Source organism: Sphingobacterium sp. IITKGP-BTPF85, assembly GCF_001006065.1.
Taxonomy (GTDB): domain Bacteria; phylum Bacteroidota; class Bacteroidia; order Sphingobacteriales; family Sphingobacteriaceae; genus Sphingobacterium; species Sphingobacterium anhuiense.
This window is the reverse complement of record NZ_ASZT02000037.1, coordinates 24,347-39,697: the sequence shown is the minus strand read 5'-3', so window position 1 is coordinate 39,697 and position 15,351 is coordinate 24,347. Positions and strand designations below refer to the sequence as shown.

The 15,351-nt window shown below is 39.9% G+C and carries 14 protein-coding genes; 6 read left to right on the top strand and 8 right to left on the bottom strand.

Annotation, left to right across the window (positions count from 1 at the left end; translation table 11 throughout):
- Positions 1 to 475: 475 nt before the first annotated feature.
- The 6 genes from L950_RS09770 to L950_RS09750 all read left to right on the top strand — a co-directional run bounded on the left by L950_RS09770 (position 476) and on the right by L950_RS09750 (position 8,020).
- The gene (locus tag L950_RS09770; RefSeq protein WP_021189557.1) at positions 476 to 1,888 is read left to right on the top strand and encodes an MFS transporter; all 1,413 of its coding nucleotides are present in this window, start codon (positions 476 to 478) and stop codon (positions 1,886 to 1,888) included.
- 10 nt (positions 1,889 to 1,898) lie between these two features.
- Complete coding sequence (locus L950_RS35235) at positions 1,899 to 2,291, top strand: endo-1,4-beta-xylanase (protein WP_197086346.1); 393 nt, start codon at positions 1,899 to 1,901, stop codon at positions 2,289 to 2,291.
- A gap of 40 nt (positions 2,292 to 2,331) precedes the next feature.
- Positions 2,332 to 3,051, top strand: coding sequence for an endo-1,4-beta-xylanase (locus tag L950_RS35230; RefSeq protein WP_197086345.1), 720 nt, complete (start codon positions 2,332 to 2,334; stop codon positions 3,049 to 3,051).
- Positions 3,052 to 3,063: 12 nt separating this feature from the next.
- Positions 3,064 to 4,035, top strand: coding sequence for a glycoside hydrolase family 43 protein (locus L950_RS09760; RefSeq protein WP_021189556.1), 972 nt, complete (start codon positions 3,064 to 3,066; stop codon positions 4,033 to 4,035).
- A 51-nt stretch (positions 4,036 to 4,086) separates the two neighbouring features.
- Complete coding sequence (locus tag L950_RS09755; RefSeq protein WP_021189555.1) at positions 4,087 to 6,126, top strand: hypothetical protein; 2,040 nt, start codon at positions 4,087 to 4,089, stop codon at positions 6,124 to 6,126.
- A gap of 136 nt (positions 6,127 to 6,262) precedes the next feature.
- The gene (locus L950_RS09750) at positions 6,263 to 8,020 is read left to right on the top strand and encodes a glycoside hydrolase family 43 protein (protein WP_037526009.1); all 1,758 of its coding nucleotides are present in this window, start codon (positions 6,263 to 6,265) and stop codon (positions 8,018 to 8,020) included.
- Between the two features lie 102 nt (positions 8,021 to 8,122).
- Here L950_RS09750 and L950_RS09745 read toward each other — a convergent pair whose 3' ends face one another.
- From L950_RS09745 to L950_RS29845, 8 genes are all read right to left on the bottom strand, one after another.
- Positions 8,123 to 8,956, bottom strand: a complete 834-nt coding sequence (locus tag L950_RS09745; protein WP_021189553.1) for a sialate O-acetylesterase — start codon at positions 8,954 to 8,956, stop codon at positions 8,123 to 8,125.
- A gap of 67 nt (positions 8,957 to 9,023) precedes the next feature.
- Positions 9,024 to 9,389 carry an endo-1,4-beta-xylanase gene (locus L950_RS35225; protein WP_084825415.1) on the bottom strand — a complete coding sequence of 122 codons (366 nt, stop codon included), beginning with the start codon at positions 9,387 to 9,389 and terminating at the stop codon, positions 9,024 to 9,026.
- A 17-nt stretch (positions 9,390 to 9,406) separates the two neighbouring features.
- Positions 9,407 to 10,525: an endo-1,4-beta-xylanase gene (locus L950_RS09735; protein WP_031288016.1), complete on the bottom strand. Its 1,119-nt coding sequence runs from the start codon at positions 10,523 to 10,525 to the stop codon at positions 9,407 to 9,409.
- Between the two features lie 8 nt (positions 10,526 to 10,533).
- Positions 10,534 to 10,728 carry a hypothetical protein gene (locus L950_RS09730; protein ID WP_021189552.1) on the bottom strand — a complete coding sequence of 65 codons (195 nt, stop codon included), beginning with the start codon at positions 10,726 to 10,728 and terminating at the stop codon, positions 10,534 to 10,536.
- Positions 10,729 to 10,812: 84 nt separating this feature from the next.
- Positions 10,813 to 11,631 carry a DUF5627 domain-containing protein gene (locus L950_RS09725; protein WP_021189551.1) on the bottom strand — a complete coding sequence of 273 codons (819 nt, stop codon included), beginning with the start codon at positions 11,629 to 11,631 and terminating at the stop codon, positions 10,813 to 10,815.
- Between the two features lie 155 nt (positions 11,632 to 11,786).
- On the bottom strand, positions 11,787 to 13,241 hold the full coding sequence (locus L950_RS09720; protein ID WP_231577036.1) for a RagB/SusD family nutrient uptake outer membrane protein: 1,455 nt from the start codon (positions 13,239 to 13,241) through the stop codon (positions 11,787 to 11,789).
- Positions 13,226 to 13,492, bottom strand: a complete 267-nt coding sequence (locus tag L950_RS32650; RefSeq protein WP_231577033.1) for a hypothetical protein — start codon at positions 13,490 to 13,492, stop codon at positions 13,226 to 13,228. The genes L950_RS09720 and L950_RS32650 overlap by 16 nt, the downstream gene beginning before the upstream one ends.
- A gap of 85 nt (positions 13,493 to 13,577) precedes the next feature.
- Positions 13,578 to 15,347 carry a hypothetical protein gene (locus tag L950_RS29845; RefSeq protein ID WP_197086344.1) on the bottom strand — a complete coding sequence of 590 codons (1,770 nt, stop codon included), beginning with the start codon at positions 15,345 to 15,347 and terminating at the stop codon, positions 13,578 to 13,580.
- Between the last annotated feature and the right edge of the window lie 4 nt (positions 15,348 to 15,351).

Genomic DNA, 15,351 nt, shown 5'->3' with positions numbered 1-15,351 from the left:
TTTGGATTATTTAATTATGCGACTAAAAATGTGGGTGGATTTGTTGATTTTGACTATTTCCACATCCGGCCCTAATTTTTAACGGTCTTAGGACTTTACTGCTTAATAGCTGTAGGTCCCGATAATTCTTCAAGCTCCTACGTCATTATAACGTAGGGGCTTGTTTTTTTAGTTGGACATCTGTTACAAAATGTAGGGATGAAACCTACACCATCTAAATTTTTAGTAAAGTGGGTAGTTTTACCAAAAAACTTTCTTTTTAGCGGTTTTATTCTACCATTTAAACATTTTTATCTGTTAATAACACATATGTATCAGGTGCTAAATCGTCGTACTTGTAATTTTACAATTGTCATCATGAACTTGTGATACTGAACACATCGATAATCTTAAACATTATTGGTGGACCTAAAAAATATCAGGTATGCTTCAGCAGCTGCATGATGCATAAAAACCAATTATTTACAAGACAAAAATGAAAACTGAAACGCAAACTACAGGCGAACAGAAAGGTTTCTATAAACTTTCGTCGTTGCAACGAATAGGATTTGGATCAGGTGATCTGGCGCAAAACCTGATTTACCAAACGGTATCCATGTATCTGCTTATTTTTTACACGAATGTATTTGGGATATCTGCAACAGCGGCGGGAATTATGTTTCTCGTGGTTCGTGTTATTGACGTGATATGGGATCCAATTGTGGGTGCATTTGTTGATAAAAAGAATCCTAAAATGGGAAAATACCGGTCTTATTTAATTCTAGGCGGTATCCCATTAACTGGATTTGCCATACTCTGTTTTTGGAATGGATTTTCTGGATCATTACTCTATGCCTATATAACCTATGTTGGATTATCTATGATTTATACCTTGATCAATGTACCGTATGGCGCACTAAATGCATCGCTGACGCGCGATACGGATGAAGTAACAAAACTGACGTCGACCCGTATGTTTATGGCGAATATGGGTGGTCTGGCAGTAGGATATGGGGTACCTATACTGGTTCAATATCTTTCGCCAAATGGAAAGATCAATTCTCCCGCATCTGCGCAAGCTTGGTTTATTACAATGACGCTCTATGCTATCGCGGGCTTATTGTTATTGGTTTTCTGTTATACGCAAACTAAGGAACGTGTTGTCATGGATGTGAAAGAAACCGAAAATGTAAAAGTTTCGGATCTGTGGACAGCATTTAAACATAATGGACCTTTGCGCATATTGGCATTCTTCTTTATCACTGCATTTGCCATGATGGCGATCGGAAATGCTGCGGGCTCATATTATATGATCTATAATGTCCAAGCACCAGAAATGCTTCCTTATTTTATGGCATTAGGATCTATTCCAGCCTTTATTTTTATGCCACTGGTGCCTGCGATAAAGCGTGCGATAGGTAAAAAGCAACTGTTTTATGTGTTCTTAACAATCGCCATATTAGGAATGATCATGCTTTATATTATTTCTGTCATACCCGCTTTAAGGAGTCAGGTTTGGTTGGTGTTAGTGGCACAATTTATTAAATCCACAGGCATCATAGTAGCTACAGGATATATGTGGGCATTGGTACCCGAAGTGATTTCCTATGGCGAGCATGCGACAGGAAAACGGATCTCCGGGATCGTGAATGCTTTGACCGGTATTTTTTATAAAGCAGGTATGGCCCTGGGGGGCGTCGTACCAGGTCTCGTGCTTGCATATGTCGGTTTTGATAAAGACAATACCGTTACGCAATCGTCTTTTGCCGAGCAGGGTATCCTTTGGTTAGTGGTTGTTATACCTGCTATTTTATTACTGGTAGCCATGTTCATTATTTCAAAATATGAATTGGACGATGCGGTGATCGATAAAATAAATCATGAAATAGAATCAAGACACAAGAATTAAATCGTTAAAAATGAATAAAGTAAAGATCGTTTTTTTGGCAGGCATCGCTACATTGGGTTTGGCATGCACCTCGACTAAATCACAACAGGTAACGGGTGATCGAACCATTGAAGACCAAGTTATATTGAAGCATGCTTTCAAGGATAAATTTTATATCGGTACAGCTTTGAATCTGGAACAAATATGGGAACGCAATGCCGCCGCTATTTCGGTGGTAAAAGCTCAATTTAATTCCATCGTGGCCGAAAACTGTATGAAAAGTATGTACCTGCAACCCCGGGAAGGGGAGTTTAATTTTAAAGATGCAGATCGTTTTGTCGCATTGGGAGAGCAGCATGGCATGCATATCATCGGGCATACCTTAATGTGGCATTCGCAGACGCAACCTGGTTCTTATCGATGATAAAGGGAAGGATGTCTCGCGCGAAGTTTTGATTGAAAGGATGCGCAAGCATATCCATACCGTGGTTGGACGCTATAAAGGACGTATTCATGGCTGGGATGTGGTCAATGAGGCTGTGCTGGATAATGGTGAACTGCGGAAAAGTAAGTTTTACAATATCATCGGTAAAGATTTTATTAAGCTTGCTTTTCAATTTGCGCAAGAGGCAGATCCTAATGCCGAATTCTACTACAATGATTACTCAACAGCTATTCCTGCTAAACGAAATGGAATTATGAAGCTGGTCAAAGAGGTGCTAGATTCGGGTGTCCGTGTTGATGCTATTGGCATGCAAGAACATAATGGATTAGATAATCCTGCCCTAAGTGAAGTGGAAAAGTCAATTGTCGATTTTGCTAGTTTAGGGACAAAAGTGATGGTGACGGAAATGGATATTTCTGTATTGCCTCATGTAAATCCCAATATGGGAGCAGAAATCAGTGAAACGTATCAGTATAAAAATGAATTAAATCCATATAAAGAAGGTTTGCCGGATGCTATAGCGAAAGCTTTAGCTAGCCGTTACAAGGATTTTTTTAAATTATATCTAAAACATGACGATAAAATAACGCGTGTAACGGTGTGGGGGGTAGGTGATGGTGATTCGTGGAAAAATGGATGGCCAGTTCCCGGACGGACGGACTATCCTTTGTTATTTGACCGGGAGTATAAACCTAAACCTTTTGTCAAGGATTTAATTGAATTAGCAAAACAAAAATAACCCTATAATTTTATGAATAAAGGACGATATTTAGTACCCAATGATTTTATGGCTGATCCGTCGGCACATGTTTTTGAGAATAAAATTTACATATATCCTTCGCATGACTGGGAAAGTGGTATTCTGGAAAATGATCATGGCGATCATTTTGATATGAAAGATTACCATGTTTTTTCTATGGATGATATGGATGCCGAGGCGGTCGATCATGGCAAAGTATTGGACGTAGCAGATATTCCGTGGGGTGGAAGACAGCTCTGGGATTCGGATGTGGCGACAAAAAATGGTAAATATTATCTTTATTTTTCATTAAAAGACCAGACCGATGTCTTTAGGCTTGGAGTAGCGGTAAGTGATACGCCATATGGTCCTTTTATTCCGGAGGAGAATCCGATCAAAGGAAGTTATAGTATAGATCCCTGTGCTTTTCAAGATGATGATGGTAGCCATTATCTGTATTTCGGGGGAATATGGGGCGGGCAGCTTCAATATTACAGAAATAACAAAATGACTTATCCCATGGATTTGCCGCACTGGCATGATCTGGCGCTATGTCCAAAAGTTGTAAAACTAACGGAGGATATGTTGCAATTTGATGAAGAACCAAAAGATCTTGTTATTTTGGATCAAGAAGGTAACCCTCTTAAACAGGGAGATCTAGACCGCCGTTTTTTTGAGGCTTCCTGGATGCATAAATTTGGCGACAAGTATTATTTCTCTTATTCTACCGGTGATACGCATTTATTGTGTTATGCAATCGGGGATAATCCTTATGGTCCATTTACCTATCAAGGTGTGATTCTGACTCCGGTGGTTGGTTGGACCACTCACCATAGTATACTGCAATTTAAAGAGAAATGGTATTTGTTTTATCATGACTGTGTGCCCTCTGGCGGTAAAACATGGCTGCGGAGTATGAAAGTAGTCGAGCTGGAATATGATGAAAAGGGATTAATCAAGACGATGGATGGGCAAGAATGCTGAACTTGAGGAACTTTTGTAGCCTAACCAATTATAAACCTGATTTTTAATCTTATGATGAAAATAAGTTGTTTTCTTTTGCTTTTTATTTTCCCTTTTTCTCGTATTCAGGCGGAGGACGGAAGTAAGCTATGGCTCAGGTATGTTCCTGTCTCTAAAGAAATAGCTCAAAGTAGATCCATCACGGTTGCTGCTGAAAACCCAATTGCGGTACGTGCACAACAAGAATTAATTACTTTTTGGAGGGGACAGTCCATTGGATTAGAACTAGATAAAAAATTGCCGTATTTAAAAGATGGTTTTAAAATAACAGGTCATCGAGATCGGATCAAGGTGACCGCACATGAGCCCGCCGGTTTATTATATGCAGCTTACCATCTGTTGCAATTACAGGAAACGGATCAACAGGTTTTAAATTTGAATGTGGAAGAAATACCATCATTTGATATCCGTATGCTCAATCATTGGGACAATCTTGATCGCACGATTGAACGTGGTTATGCCGGATATTCGTTGTGGAAATGGGATGAATTGCCAGGTGTCATATCTCCTCGATATGAAGAGTATGCACGAGCTAATGCTTCTATTGGTATCAATGCTGTTGTTATTAACAATGTAAATGCCTCTCCTCAAATTTTGAGTTCGGAATATGTGATTAAATTAAAAAGTCTGGCTGATATCTTTAGAAGATATGGAATCAAAGTTTATTTATCTGTGAATTTTTCTTCACCGAAGGTGTTAGGAGGAACTTCTGATTCAGACCCTCTAAATCCGGAGGTCATTTTATGGTGGAAGAATAAAGTCAAAGAGATTTACAGTGTTATTCCTGATTTCGGCGGTTTTTTGGTGAAAGCGAATTCGGAGGGCCAACCTGGTCCTCAGGATTATGGCAGAACGCACGCTGAGGGGGCAAATATGCTTGCCGCTATTTTAAAACCGTATCAGGGTTTTGTGATGTGGCGGGCATTTGTTTACAATCCTACGACCGAAGATCGTGCCAAGCAGGCCTATCAGGAATTTGTGCCACTCGACGGTTCCTTTAGCGATAATGTGATTATTCAAATCAAGAATGGACCGATCGATTTTCAGCCTCGTGAACCTTTTAATCCGCTCTTTGGTGCACTTAAAAAAAGTCATGAAATGGTTGAATTTCAGATCACGCAAGAGTATCTGGGATTTTCGAACCATTTGGTTTATTTAGCACCGCTATTTAAAGAGACATTGGATCGTGATACTTATGCGGATCGAGCGGGAAGTACAGTCGCCAGATTAACGGATGGTACCTTACGGCCTGCGCGAAAGACAGCAATTGCAGCGGTGGCGAATATTGGCGATGATACCAATTGGACAGGTCACCACTTTGCACAGGCGAATTGGTATGCCTATGGAAGACTGGCGTGGAATCATCATCTCGCGTCTGAACAAATTGCGGAAGAATGGATCGCAATGACATTTTCGAAAGATAAGCAGTTTATAGCTGCTGTGAAAGAAATGATGATGACTTCGCGGGAAGCTGCTGTTCATTACATGATGCCCTTGGGGCTGCACCATATCTTTGCGTTTGATCACCACTATGGACCGGAACCGTGGGGCGATCAAAAGGGAGGCCGTCCCGATTGGATGCCCTGGTATTATCATCAAGCAGATACGATAGGCGTTGGGTTTGATCGGACAGCAAGCGGTAGCAACGCAATCTCACAATACAGTCCTGAAGTCGCGAACATATATGGAGATATCAAGCTCTGTCCTGATCAGTTTTTACTCTGGTTTCATCATGTACCATGGAATTATACCATGAAGAGCGGAAGGTCCTTATGGGATGAATTATGTTATAAATATGATCATGGCGTCATGCAGGTACGCGACATGCAAAAAACATGGGATAGATTGGAAAATCAGGTCGATCAGCAACGTTTTGCTGAAGTGCAATCGAAACTGAAGATTCAAGCTAAAGATGCGGTATGGTGGAAAGATGCCTGTCTCCTTTATTTTCAAACATATTCCAAAAGACCTATACCTTATGATATCGAAAGACCTGTATATGAATTGGAGGATTTGAAGAAAATCAAGCTGAATATGAAACATCATAATTAACGTCTTATTGCGCATAGCGGTAAGTGTTAGTAAGGGAAATGATCGGTTTTCTATGTTGAATGGACGATAACCTGTTTTACTTATGATGAATTAAAAAATTATTGAAAACATAAATTACAAAGATAAGATGCAGATCATGCAACAGAAAAAACAGATAAAATTAGGATTATTGTCCTGCCTATTTGCTTTTACTTTACTATCATCCTGTCAGGCAATGCGCGCAGATGAGAGAAAAGAGCCGATCGGAGAAGTGGTAGGGCAACCCTTGTACAGTAATTTTAAATACACCGGCAACGACGCTTTCTATAGTGAAAATCCAATTGTGCCAGGTCAATTTTACAGCACCATTTTACAGGGCTGCTATCCTGATCCCAGTATCACCAGAAAGGGAGATGATTATTATTTAGTCGCTTCTTCCTTTGTGATGTTTCCTGGCGTTCCTATTTTTCATTCCAAAGATATGGTCAACTGGAAGCAGATCGGCCATGTGCTAAACCGCGAGTCGCAGCTACAAGTTGGTACTGCAGGTATCAGTGAGGGGGTATATGCGCCGGATATTATGTATAATCCAAATAATGACACCTTTTATATGATCACAACGCAATTTGCTTCGGGGATCGGTAATATGGTTGTTAAAACTAAAGACCCGAAAGCAAACAATTGGTCTGATCCGATTAAATTACAGTTTGATGGAATTGATCCGGCTTTATTTTTTGATGATAATGGCAAAGCATATGTGGTGCATAATGATGCTCCGGATAAAGGAAAAGAACTATACACAGGTCATCGGGTGATCAAAATCTGGGAATACGATGTTGCGAATGATCAGGTGATCCCGGGCACGAGTAAGATCATCGTTGATGGAGGAGTAGATCTAGCCAAGCAACCCATCTGGATTGAAGCACCGCATATTTATAAGAAAAATGGACAATATTATTTGATGTGCGCTGAAGGGGGAACGGGAGGGAATCACAGTGAGGTTATTTTTTCGAGCAGTCATCCAATGGGGCCTTATACTCCTGCGAAAAATAATCCGATTCTTTCACAGCGTCATCTCCCTGCAGATAGACCCAATAAAGTGGATTGGGCGGGTCATGCAGATCTAGTTCAAACTGCTGATGGGGAATGGTACGGTGTATTCTTAGCGGTTAGACCAAATGAAAAGAATCGGGTCAACACCGGTCGGGAAACATTTGTGCTACCTGTTGACTGGTCTGGTGAATGGCCGATTTTTAAAGGAGGAATGGAGCCCCTTAAAGCATTGGTGCATACACCGAAAGGGATTGAAACTAGTAAAGATAAATCAAGCTTTTTTCCAAATGGCAATTTCACTTTTACGGATTCATTAAATGAAAAAGTGCTGGATGAACGCTGGATTGCCTTGCGTGGACCTCGTGAAAAATTTATAGTGAATGAAAAGAATGAATTAGCTATTAAACCTTTTGATGTTCATATTAATGAGAAAAAACCAATTTCGGCACTATTTTACAGACAGCAGCACCTCGCATTTGCGGCGGAGGTAGAAATGGATTATACTCCAGATTCTGAAAAGGACTTTGCTGGTATTACCTGTTTCCAAAGTGAAAAATTCAATTATGTATTGGGTGTAACAAAATCAGAAAATGCATATTATATGCGATTAGAGCGTTGCGAAAATGGTGTGATAAAAGTCCTTGCGCAGCAGAAAATCAATAGATCGGGTAAAATGAAATTACGCGTTAGTGCATCAGGTGATGACTATACATTTTCATATGCTTTAGCTGGTCATGATTATCAGAATCTAGGTGGAACTGTATCGGGAGATATTCTTTCTACAGATGTCGCAGGTGGATTTACAGGAGCGATGATTGGACTTTATGCAACATCTGCATATGAAACACCGGTAGAAAAATAGGGTGACGGTCTTTATTGCTATGCTTATCAAGGAAATTCGATTATGTATTTTCCCTGATAAGCATATTTTTAGTTTAATCTAACGCTTTTGTATCCCTATTGCTTAAGGTGTTAAACCCAGCACGACATGGGCATAATTAATCCCCAGCTGTCTATAACCTGCGGCACTAAAGTGCAGGCCATCTGCCACACCTTCACAATCCTTTGAAGAGACAACATGAGCATTTTGAAGAGTTTTGGGTAGCGTTCTAATAATGGTATTCATGCTCGCACATTTACCACCTTGATCTGCTGCTAATAATTCACCAGCTAGGAGTGGAGTTTTTTCTTCCTGCAATGCTAGATCTTTCAATAGGTTGTGATATACTTGACTGACCTTGTTAGGCCAATCTTGGTCTCCCGTATTTGATTCACCCTGATGGAGTAAGATGCCTTTGATGACTCCACTTTGCTGTGCGATCTTTCCCATTTCAACTAATCTATCGTAGGGATTATTGTCGTACGAAGCTAACATACCTTTCATCCAGTTAGGGGCTCTATGTATATAATTGGTTACGCTATCTTTATCAAATAATTGGATATGGCAACCACCAATGGATACATTGATGATCCCTATGCGAATACTATCTGGGAGATTTTCGACGAGTGTCCTACCAAAATAATCTGCTGGTGTAAGACCTGTATTGCATCGGGTGATAGGAGGTTTGGCGAGATACCATTCTCCTTTTTTACGATTGAGATCCGGGCAATCAACCGCTTGAAGTGAATAGAAACGGTGATTGACTAAGGTATCTTGATCTTCAAATTTGCTATGTCCCTCCATGTTGGATTGACCAAAACATAAATAGATATGAAAGTTTTTGTCTTGCGCATAACCAAGCGTGCAAAAAAACAAAAACAGTAAAAGAAATTTAAATTTTAAGGTGCGTTTTTTCATAGTTTTAATTTATCCTATTTTTTTTAGAGAGGGAAATCTTCCCTCTCTTTTATTCTATACTTGCTTATTATTTTTGCTTTTGAAGTGCTTCTGCTACCGCTTGATATGCGGGTTTACGAACAAAGGATTCTGTCCAGATTCCAATCGGTTCGCCTCTTCTCCAAAAAGAGTTTTCACGATCGGGGCTGTCCAGAGGACTCCAGATGGTGATCCCATATTGTTGTGCTTTCGGGATAATTTCAAAGTATTTTTCAATGACAAATTTGTACATATCTGCTTGTTGCTGATACATTGCCGCTGTTGCATTGGCTGTTTTAATGTTGTCGCCAAGACCGATATCAAGCTCCGATACTTTGATCATTTTACCGGTTGCGGCGAGTAATTTGTACATGTTAACAATGTCATCTTTATTGGCCGTGCTATTGATATGCATCTGCGTACCGATGCCATCTACCTTGGCGCCTTTACTTCAACATAATTGACGTAGGCAATTAAACCTTTACATTTATCACCACTACCTTCAAGACCATAATCGTTTATAAAAAGGATATCATTGGGATTTCCATATTTTCGGGCAAGTTGAATGGCTTTTACCGCATAGTCTTTACCCAGATAGTCTTGCCAATAAAATTCGTCCTCTGCAAACTCGGCTTTGCCAATTCCAGTTTTCAGGGCGTACTGATCAGGCCAATCGGACATGGGCTCATTGACCACATCCCATGCTTTGACATCATCTTTGGTTACAGACATCATCCCTGAAATAAAAGTTTCCAAGGCTTGGGTCAGTATGGATTTTTTCTCGTCAGGTGTTTTTTCAATAACAGTTCCACCAGGTCCGCCATATCCTTCACCTTCGGCGGATTGTGATCGGGTAGAACTATTGCCCCAACCAACCCATCCGCTGATGCCTTTTTCAAAATCTCCGTCAGGGATCAGCTCCACATTACTACCAGCCTTTTTTAACGATATGTTGTCTATAAAAACTGTTCCAGCAAACTGACCAAAATTGATGATAAATCGAGTGCGTAGTGCCGTTGTTTTTAGTTTTAGTTCATATTCTTTATAATCAGTAGTAAAAGCAATAGAACCAAAACTGTCACCAGTATAATTAACTGTTTCTTGTAGATCTAAACCAATATTTCCAGCTTTACTGCCTCTTGCTGTGATTTTTAATGTGTATTCGGTAGCGTCTTCTAATCCTTTGGGGTCATATGCAGTCTGTGCTTCCCATGCATTGACAACTGATGGATTAGTCATCTTTAGTGCATAGCCCGAAAGTGATGGGACATTGATGCCTCCTGGTACTGGTACTGAGCCAGAGGGCAGTAGTACTGGTGCAATCAGACTATTTAAGTAAACGGCATTCTGCCTGAATGCCAAGTAAGTGTATGCCAAAAGTGCCATGTTATTTTCTTGTGCAGCTTTGATCACACGTTCCAGTTTACTTAAGTTCAACGTGCCATCGGCTTGTACAATAGAAGCATGTTTCATTTCGTATCCCATGACCATTTCTTCAAAGTTGCGATTTGCTAAACGGTACATCACACCTTTATTGAGGTAATCGTCCATATTGAGTGCTACCCCCCATTTGAAATTTGGATGCGCATTTTATCGATGTAGGAGATCAATGGGCTATAGGTATCAATATTTTCTTGTACAATAATACTTTCAGGCTTTTCTGTCCCATATTGGAGTATTTCATGTTTTGCGCAGGAACAGAATAGGAGACCAGCTATGAGGCCAACACCTATCTTTGTATGTAATCTTTTCATATTTTTATGGTTTTATTGCGACCGTAAAAGTTTCCATTTTAACACCTCGGTCACGCATGACTAAGGTATCTTTTGTACTCACATTCATCTTTGCATATCGATTTGATAATCGAGATACAAGACATCACGATCGGTATTTCCCCAACTATTTTTATCACCCTTTTTTACAAAGCTGCCTTTTCCTGATGCTGTGACCCCAGTAGTAGCAGAGCTGATGAGACAATTGTTATTATTGTCAAAAGATAGCATCAGATTACAGTTGATATTTGTGCCGTCAACATCCTTAAATGTTAATGGAAGTATTGTGTTTTTCAAAGACGCTGTCGTCAGGCTTTTTACCTCATCTTTTTCGACGTATGCATTTCTTCTATTTTGAGTTTGGCTGAGGGCATTATTTCCATTTTTACCAACGATGACATCGCGGCCGCGACGGAGGTAATTGCCTTGCCAGGTATTGATATATTTGATAGCGTAGAAGATGTAATCTTTAGGAGCAGTGTCCCAATCATCAGCTACTGCTTTTCGGCGTAAGCTTCCTGCTTTTGGAATTCCGGATAGGATAGAGTCTGCATTCATGACATGGTCTAAACGGATCGGAAGTACATAATGGGTGGTGATAGCTTTAGGGTCAGCAAAGAAATCATCGGTCAGCTGTATTTCCACGCCACCTGTCAAGCTGCCTTTTGGTATCATTATTTTATTGGATGCTAGTGTATAATAATTACTCGGCAAGGGAGTGACAGCTGCACCTGTTGAATTGAATATGATGTTGCTTGTCATCGCGTTGTCTACCGTAAAATCAATGTTGATGTCTTTTTTATTATCGTAAACACCACCTGTTGTAGCCATTACTTTAACTTTACCTTCATTATCTAATGCTGTATCAAATAGGTCTTCACCCATAGTAATAGTCCTTACAGGATATTGATATGCGAAGTATACGGTCTGATATTTAAAATCTGGAAATTCCCAGTCCTGATTTTACAGGAGGTAAATAGGAATATGAGTATAACGGAAAATATATGTAATTTTTTCATCTGATTATTTTTAAAAATGTTTTACCACCCCATGTTTTGTTCAAGGTTACTGTATTTTAGGATTTCACTGTAGGGAATAGGACCGTATTGCATATAAGGTTCATACACCCGGTTTTCAACATTGAAAATCGTATAGCTATTATTTTGAATACTGACACCGCGTGCCGCTTCAGTGAGATTTTTATTCCATCTTCTGATATCCCAAAAACGAAAACCTTCAAAACATAATTCTAGCCTTCTTTCATTACGGATGAGTTCGCGCATCAGTTCTTTATTGTTTTTGACCTGATTGAGGTAAGGGTCTCCATTGGTTGTCCCTACACCGGCACGTGTCCGGATTGCTTTAATGATATCGTAAGCCGAAAATGATTGTGTCCCAGTACCGGTAGGTCCCCAAGCTTCATTGGCCGCTTCGGCATAGGCGAGATAGATCTCCGTCATACGCAGGCGCGGTGTGATGTGATATTGCCCCGATGTAGAGGAGGGGTTGAGATTGACGTCCTGACGTAAAAGTTTGCGTAAATAATATCCTGTTCGGGTGGAAGTTTCTACTTTATTTAACCCATCATTGGTTGGGCTGTTTACGGTTGTATTGATTGCCGTATTATTAACTCCGGCAGTACCGCCATTGACTAAAATATACTGTTTAAGCCTAGGATCACGATTTTCGTAAGGGGCTTGAGCATTGAATCCACTATTTGCGATATCGGACACTGGATACCCGTTGGCCATTGGAAACGCATCGACCAGATTTTGGGAGGGATTAATCCGCCCACGTCCAAACAAAGTTGGTGGAAATTGATCGGCTTCTAAATTTGATGAAGGATCACCACGGTCTACACGCCATAGTATTTCCGAAGTATTGCGTCCTTCGTTCATAGCATTCACGCTATTTTGCTGATAAAATAATGCGCCTTGAGGGTCTATGCCAGATACACCTCCTTTTTGCTGGATCACAAGACCTGCATAGTTTGCGGCGTCAGCCCAGGTAGTTGTATTGCCACTTGCAAAAGCTGGACTTGCGGCCATAAGCGCAGCTTTGGCCTTGATAGCTTGTATAATTCGTTTACTCATGCGTAAACGAAAATGTTTGCCGAAAACTCGATTATAATCGTCCATTTTAATGGCTAATGCTTGATATTTAGCGGGAACTTCACTTTGCGATGAAATATCTTCATAATCTAGCGGTAATAAGTCCTCCGCTTTTTGAATATCTGCATAAATTTGTTTCATACAGGCTTCAAAAGAGGCTCTTTTATGATTGAAATCGGATGATAATACCTCATGTTCAAGTATAATGGGTACACCCATAAGTTCACCGCTACTCGTTTTTCCTGCGTGGGATTGAAGCAGATGAAACATAAATAAGGCACGGAGACCATATGCTTCACCTTTCATCCGATCACTGAACATGGTGGTGACCTGTTCTGTCGAGGCCCAACTTACTTTGTCCGTTAATGCTAAAAAGTTGTTGATATACTGTATTGCTGATTTGCTATTCCGCCATTGATCAAACGGATTGTTGATTGCAGTCCATTGCCCTGTAGAAATTTTTGATAATCGTTAATTCTTTCATTAGTTACTGCATCATCTGTGGCCACATCGTTAAATGACCAGCTGTTTGTTGGGACTCTGTTGTAGCCATTTAGTAATAAACCTTGTGCGTACAATGGTCTGTCGTATGCTGTCTCGATATCTAAAATATTTTCGATAGCAGGCTCAAACATATCTTCACATGACGTGAATGAGAGGGCGGAGGAAATGCTGAATATGAATATGATTTTTTCATGTCAATTAGTTTTCACTGGTAATTTAGAATATGGCCTTTACACCGAAATTGAAAAATCTTGTTCTCGGTGTACCACCTACGTTGAGTTGCATCGTTTCTTTTTCTTTGGCAATGGTCATCAAATTATAACCATTTGTATAGATACCGAGTTCTTTAACGATTCCCTTTCCGATAACACCTGTTGGGAAATCATAGGAAATCTGTACTTTGGAGAGGTCAAATCGATTGGTTTTATACATCCAAAAATCTGAACTTCGTAAATTATTGTCGCTGTTTCCAGTTGTCAATCGTGGATATGTGGCAGTTTCTTTATTTTCTTCCGTCCAACGACCACGTGCTATAATGGAGTATTTATCTTCGCCCTTCATCCAGAAATAAGAGCTGTTTTTCATTTCATATGCACCGTATCTTGCAGTTGCAACAGCAAATAATGTTACATTTTTCCATTTAGCAGTGATATTAAAACCCAGTGAAAATGGAGCTCCTGCCCAACCGGCTTTACCTAAATAAACTTCGTCGCGTGTATCAATAATACCGTCGCCATTTTGATCCTTATACTTAATATCTCCAGGTTTAACTTCTCCAAAAGCGGTTAAAGGTGCTTGGTCTATTTCTGTTTGGTCTCGGTAAAATCCGTCATTTTGAAGTCCCCAGATCGCATCTAAAGGTTTATTAGCACGGTTTTGATATGCACTTTCAAACAATTCATCGCGTTTTACTGCTTTCGTGTCATAATAAAGACCCGTTACTCCTAATGAAAGAAAACTATTGTTAAATGTTTTATTGATATTTAATCCAAAATCTATCCCCTGACGCTCATCTACATTATAATTTATAAATGGTAATTCTGAGTAGGTCGGCCAATAGGACATAAAGTACATCGGATACAGTGTATTTGGCTGTACCAGCATCCCATGCATCTGGTTGTAAAAATAAGAAGCATTAAATGTCACCAAGTTATTGTATAGGCCGGCTTCTATGCCAAAGGTGATCTCCCTACGTTGTGGATAGCGCATATCCATATTTTCACCTCTGAAACGATCAAAAGTGTGTACCAGTTGGCCATCACTCCAACTGTACCATGCCGCATTATTATAGGTGTAATATCCTTTATATAAATAATAATCCTCTATATCGAGGTCGGTATTGATAATACCAGCAGATGCCTTTAATTTTAAGTTGTTAAAAACAGTGTTGTCCTTCATGAATTCTTCTTCACTTATGCGCCATGCCATCGATAAAGTTGGTGAAATGGCTTTACGTTTGGCTTCTGGTAATTTAGCAGAATGTGGCAAAGCAGCACTGAAATCGACATAGTATTTATTTTCAAAATGGTATCCGAGCTGCAAACCTAGGTTAGCATTGCTTTGCTTGTGATAAGCCTCAGACTGTCCAATCTGAAATGCATTGGCCAATACGATTGCAGACACATGATGTTGCTCGTTAAATGTACGTGCATAGTTTAATTGCGCTGTAAAACCTAAAGTTTGTCTGTATGCACTTCCGCCTATATTCTGTACTCCCGAAATACGGTCGTCACCATATTTGGTAAGACTACTGATGAGATCGGTACCATTATAGTTGTTCCAGTTGGCTTGGTATACGGCATAATTATTATTATACGATTGATTATACTGATTTTGATAATCAATAGCCATTGCCGTATTAAATGTTAAACCTTCCAGTACATCATTTAGATTAAAATTCAACCCCGTATTAAACTGAAATTGTCGGTTTAAGTGTCTATTACTTCCGCCTGCATAGATATTGGCAAATGCGTTTGTCTGATCCAATTGA

What these genes read in the sequence shown, in the direction of transcription:
- L950_RS09770 (WP_021189557.1), top strand. Translation starts at nt 476, where the DNA reads ATGAAAACTGAAACGCAAACTACAGGCGAACAGAAAGGTTTCTATAAA.
- L950_RS35235 (WP_197086346.1), top strand. Translation starts at nt 1,899, where the DNA reads ATGAATAAAGTAAAGATCGTTTTTTTGGCAGGCATCGCTACATTGGGT.
- L950_RS35230 (WP_197086345.1), top strand. Translation starts at nt 2,332, where the DNA reads ATGCGCAAGCATATCCATACCGTGGTTGGACGCTATAAAGGACGTATT.
- L950_RS09760 (WP_021189556.1), top strand. Translation starts at nt 3,064, where the DNA reads ATGAATAAAGGACGATATTTAGTACCCAATGATTTTATGGCTGATCCG.
- L950_RS09755 (WP_021189555.1), top strand. Translation starts at nt 4,087, where the DNA reads ATGATGAAAATAAGTTGTTTTCTTTTGCTTTTTATTTTCCCTTTTTCT.
- L950_RS09750 (WP_037526009.1), top strand. Translation starts at nt 6,263, where the DNA reads ATGCAACAGAAAAAACAGATAAAATTAGGATTATTGTCCTGCCTATTT.
- L950_RS09745 (WP_021189553.1), bottom strand. Translation starts at nt 8,956, where the DNA reads ATGAAAAAACGCACCTTAAAATTTAAATTTCTTTTACTGTTTTTGTTT.
- L950_RS35225 (WP_084825415.1), bottom strand. Translation starts at nt 9,389, where the DNA reads ATGCATATCAATAGCACGGCCAATAAAGATGACATTGTTAACATGTAC.
- L950_RS09735 (WP_031288016.1), bottom strand. Translation starts at nt 10,525, where the DNA reads ATGGACGATTACCTCAATAAAGGTGTGATGTACCGTTTAGCAAATCGC.
- L950_RS09730 (WP_021189552.1), bottom strand. Translation starts at nt 10,728, where the DNA reads ATGAAAAGATTACATACAAAGATAGGTGTTGGCCTCATAGCTGGTCTC.
- L950_RS09725 (WP_021189551.1), bottom strand. Translation starts at nt 11,631, where the DNA reads ATGGGTGAAGACCTATTTGATACAGCATTAGATAATGAAGGTAAAGTT.
- L950_RS32650 (WP_231577033.1), bottom strand. Translation starts at nt 13,492, where the DNA reads ATGTTTGAGCCTGCTATCGAAAATATTTTAGATATCGAGACAGCATAC.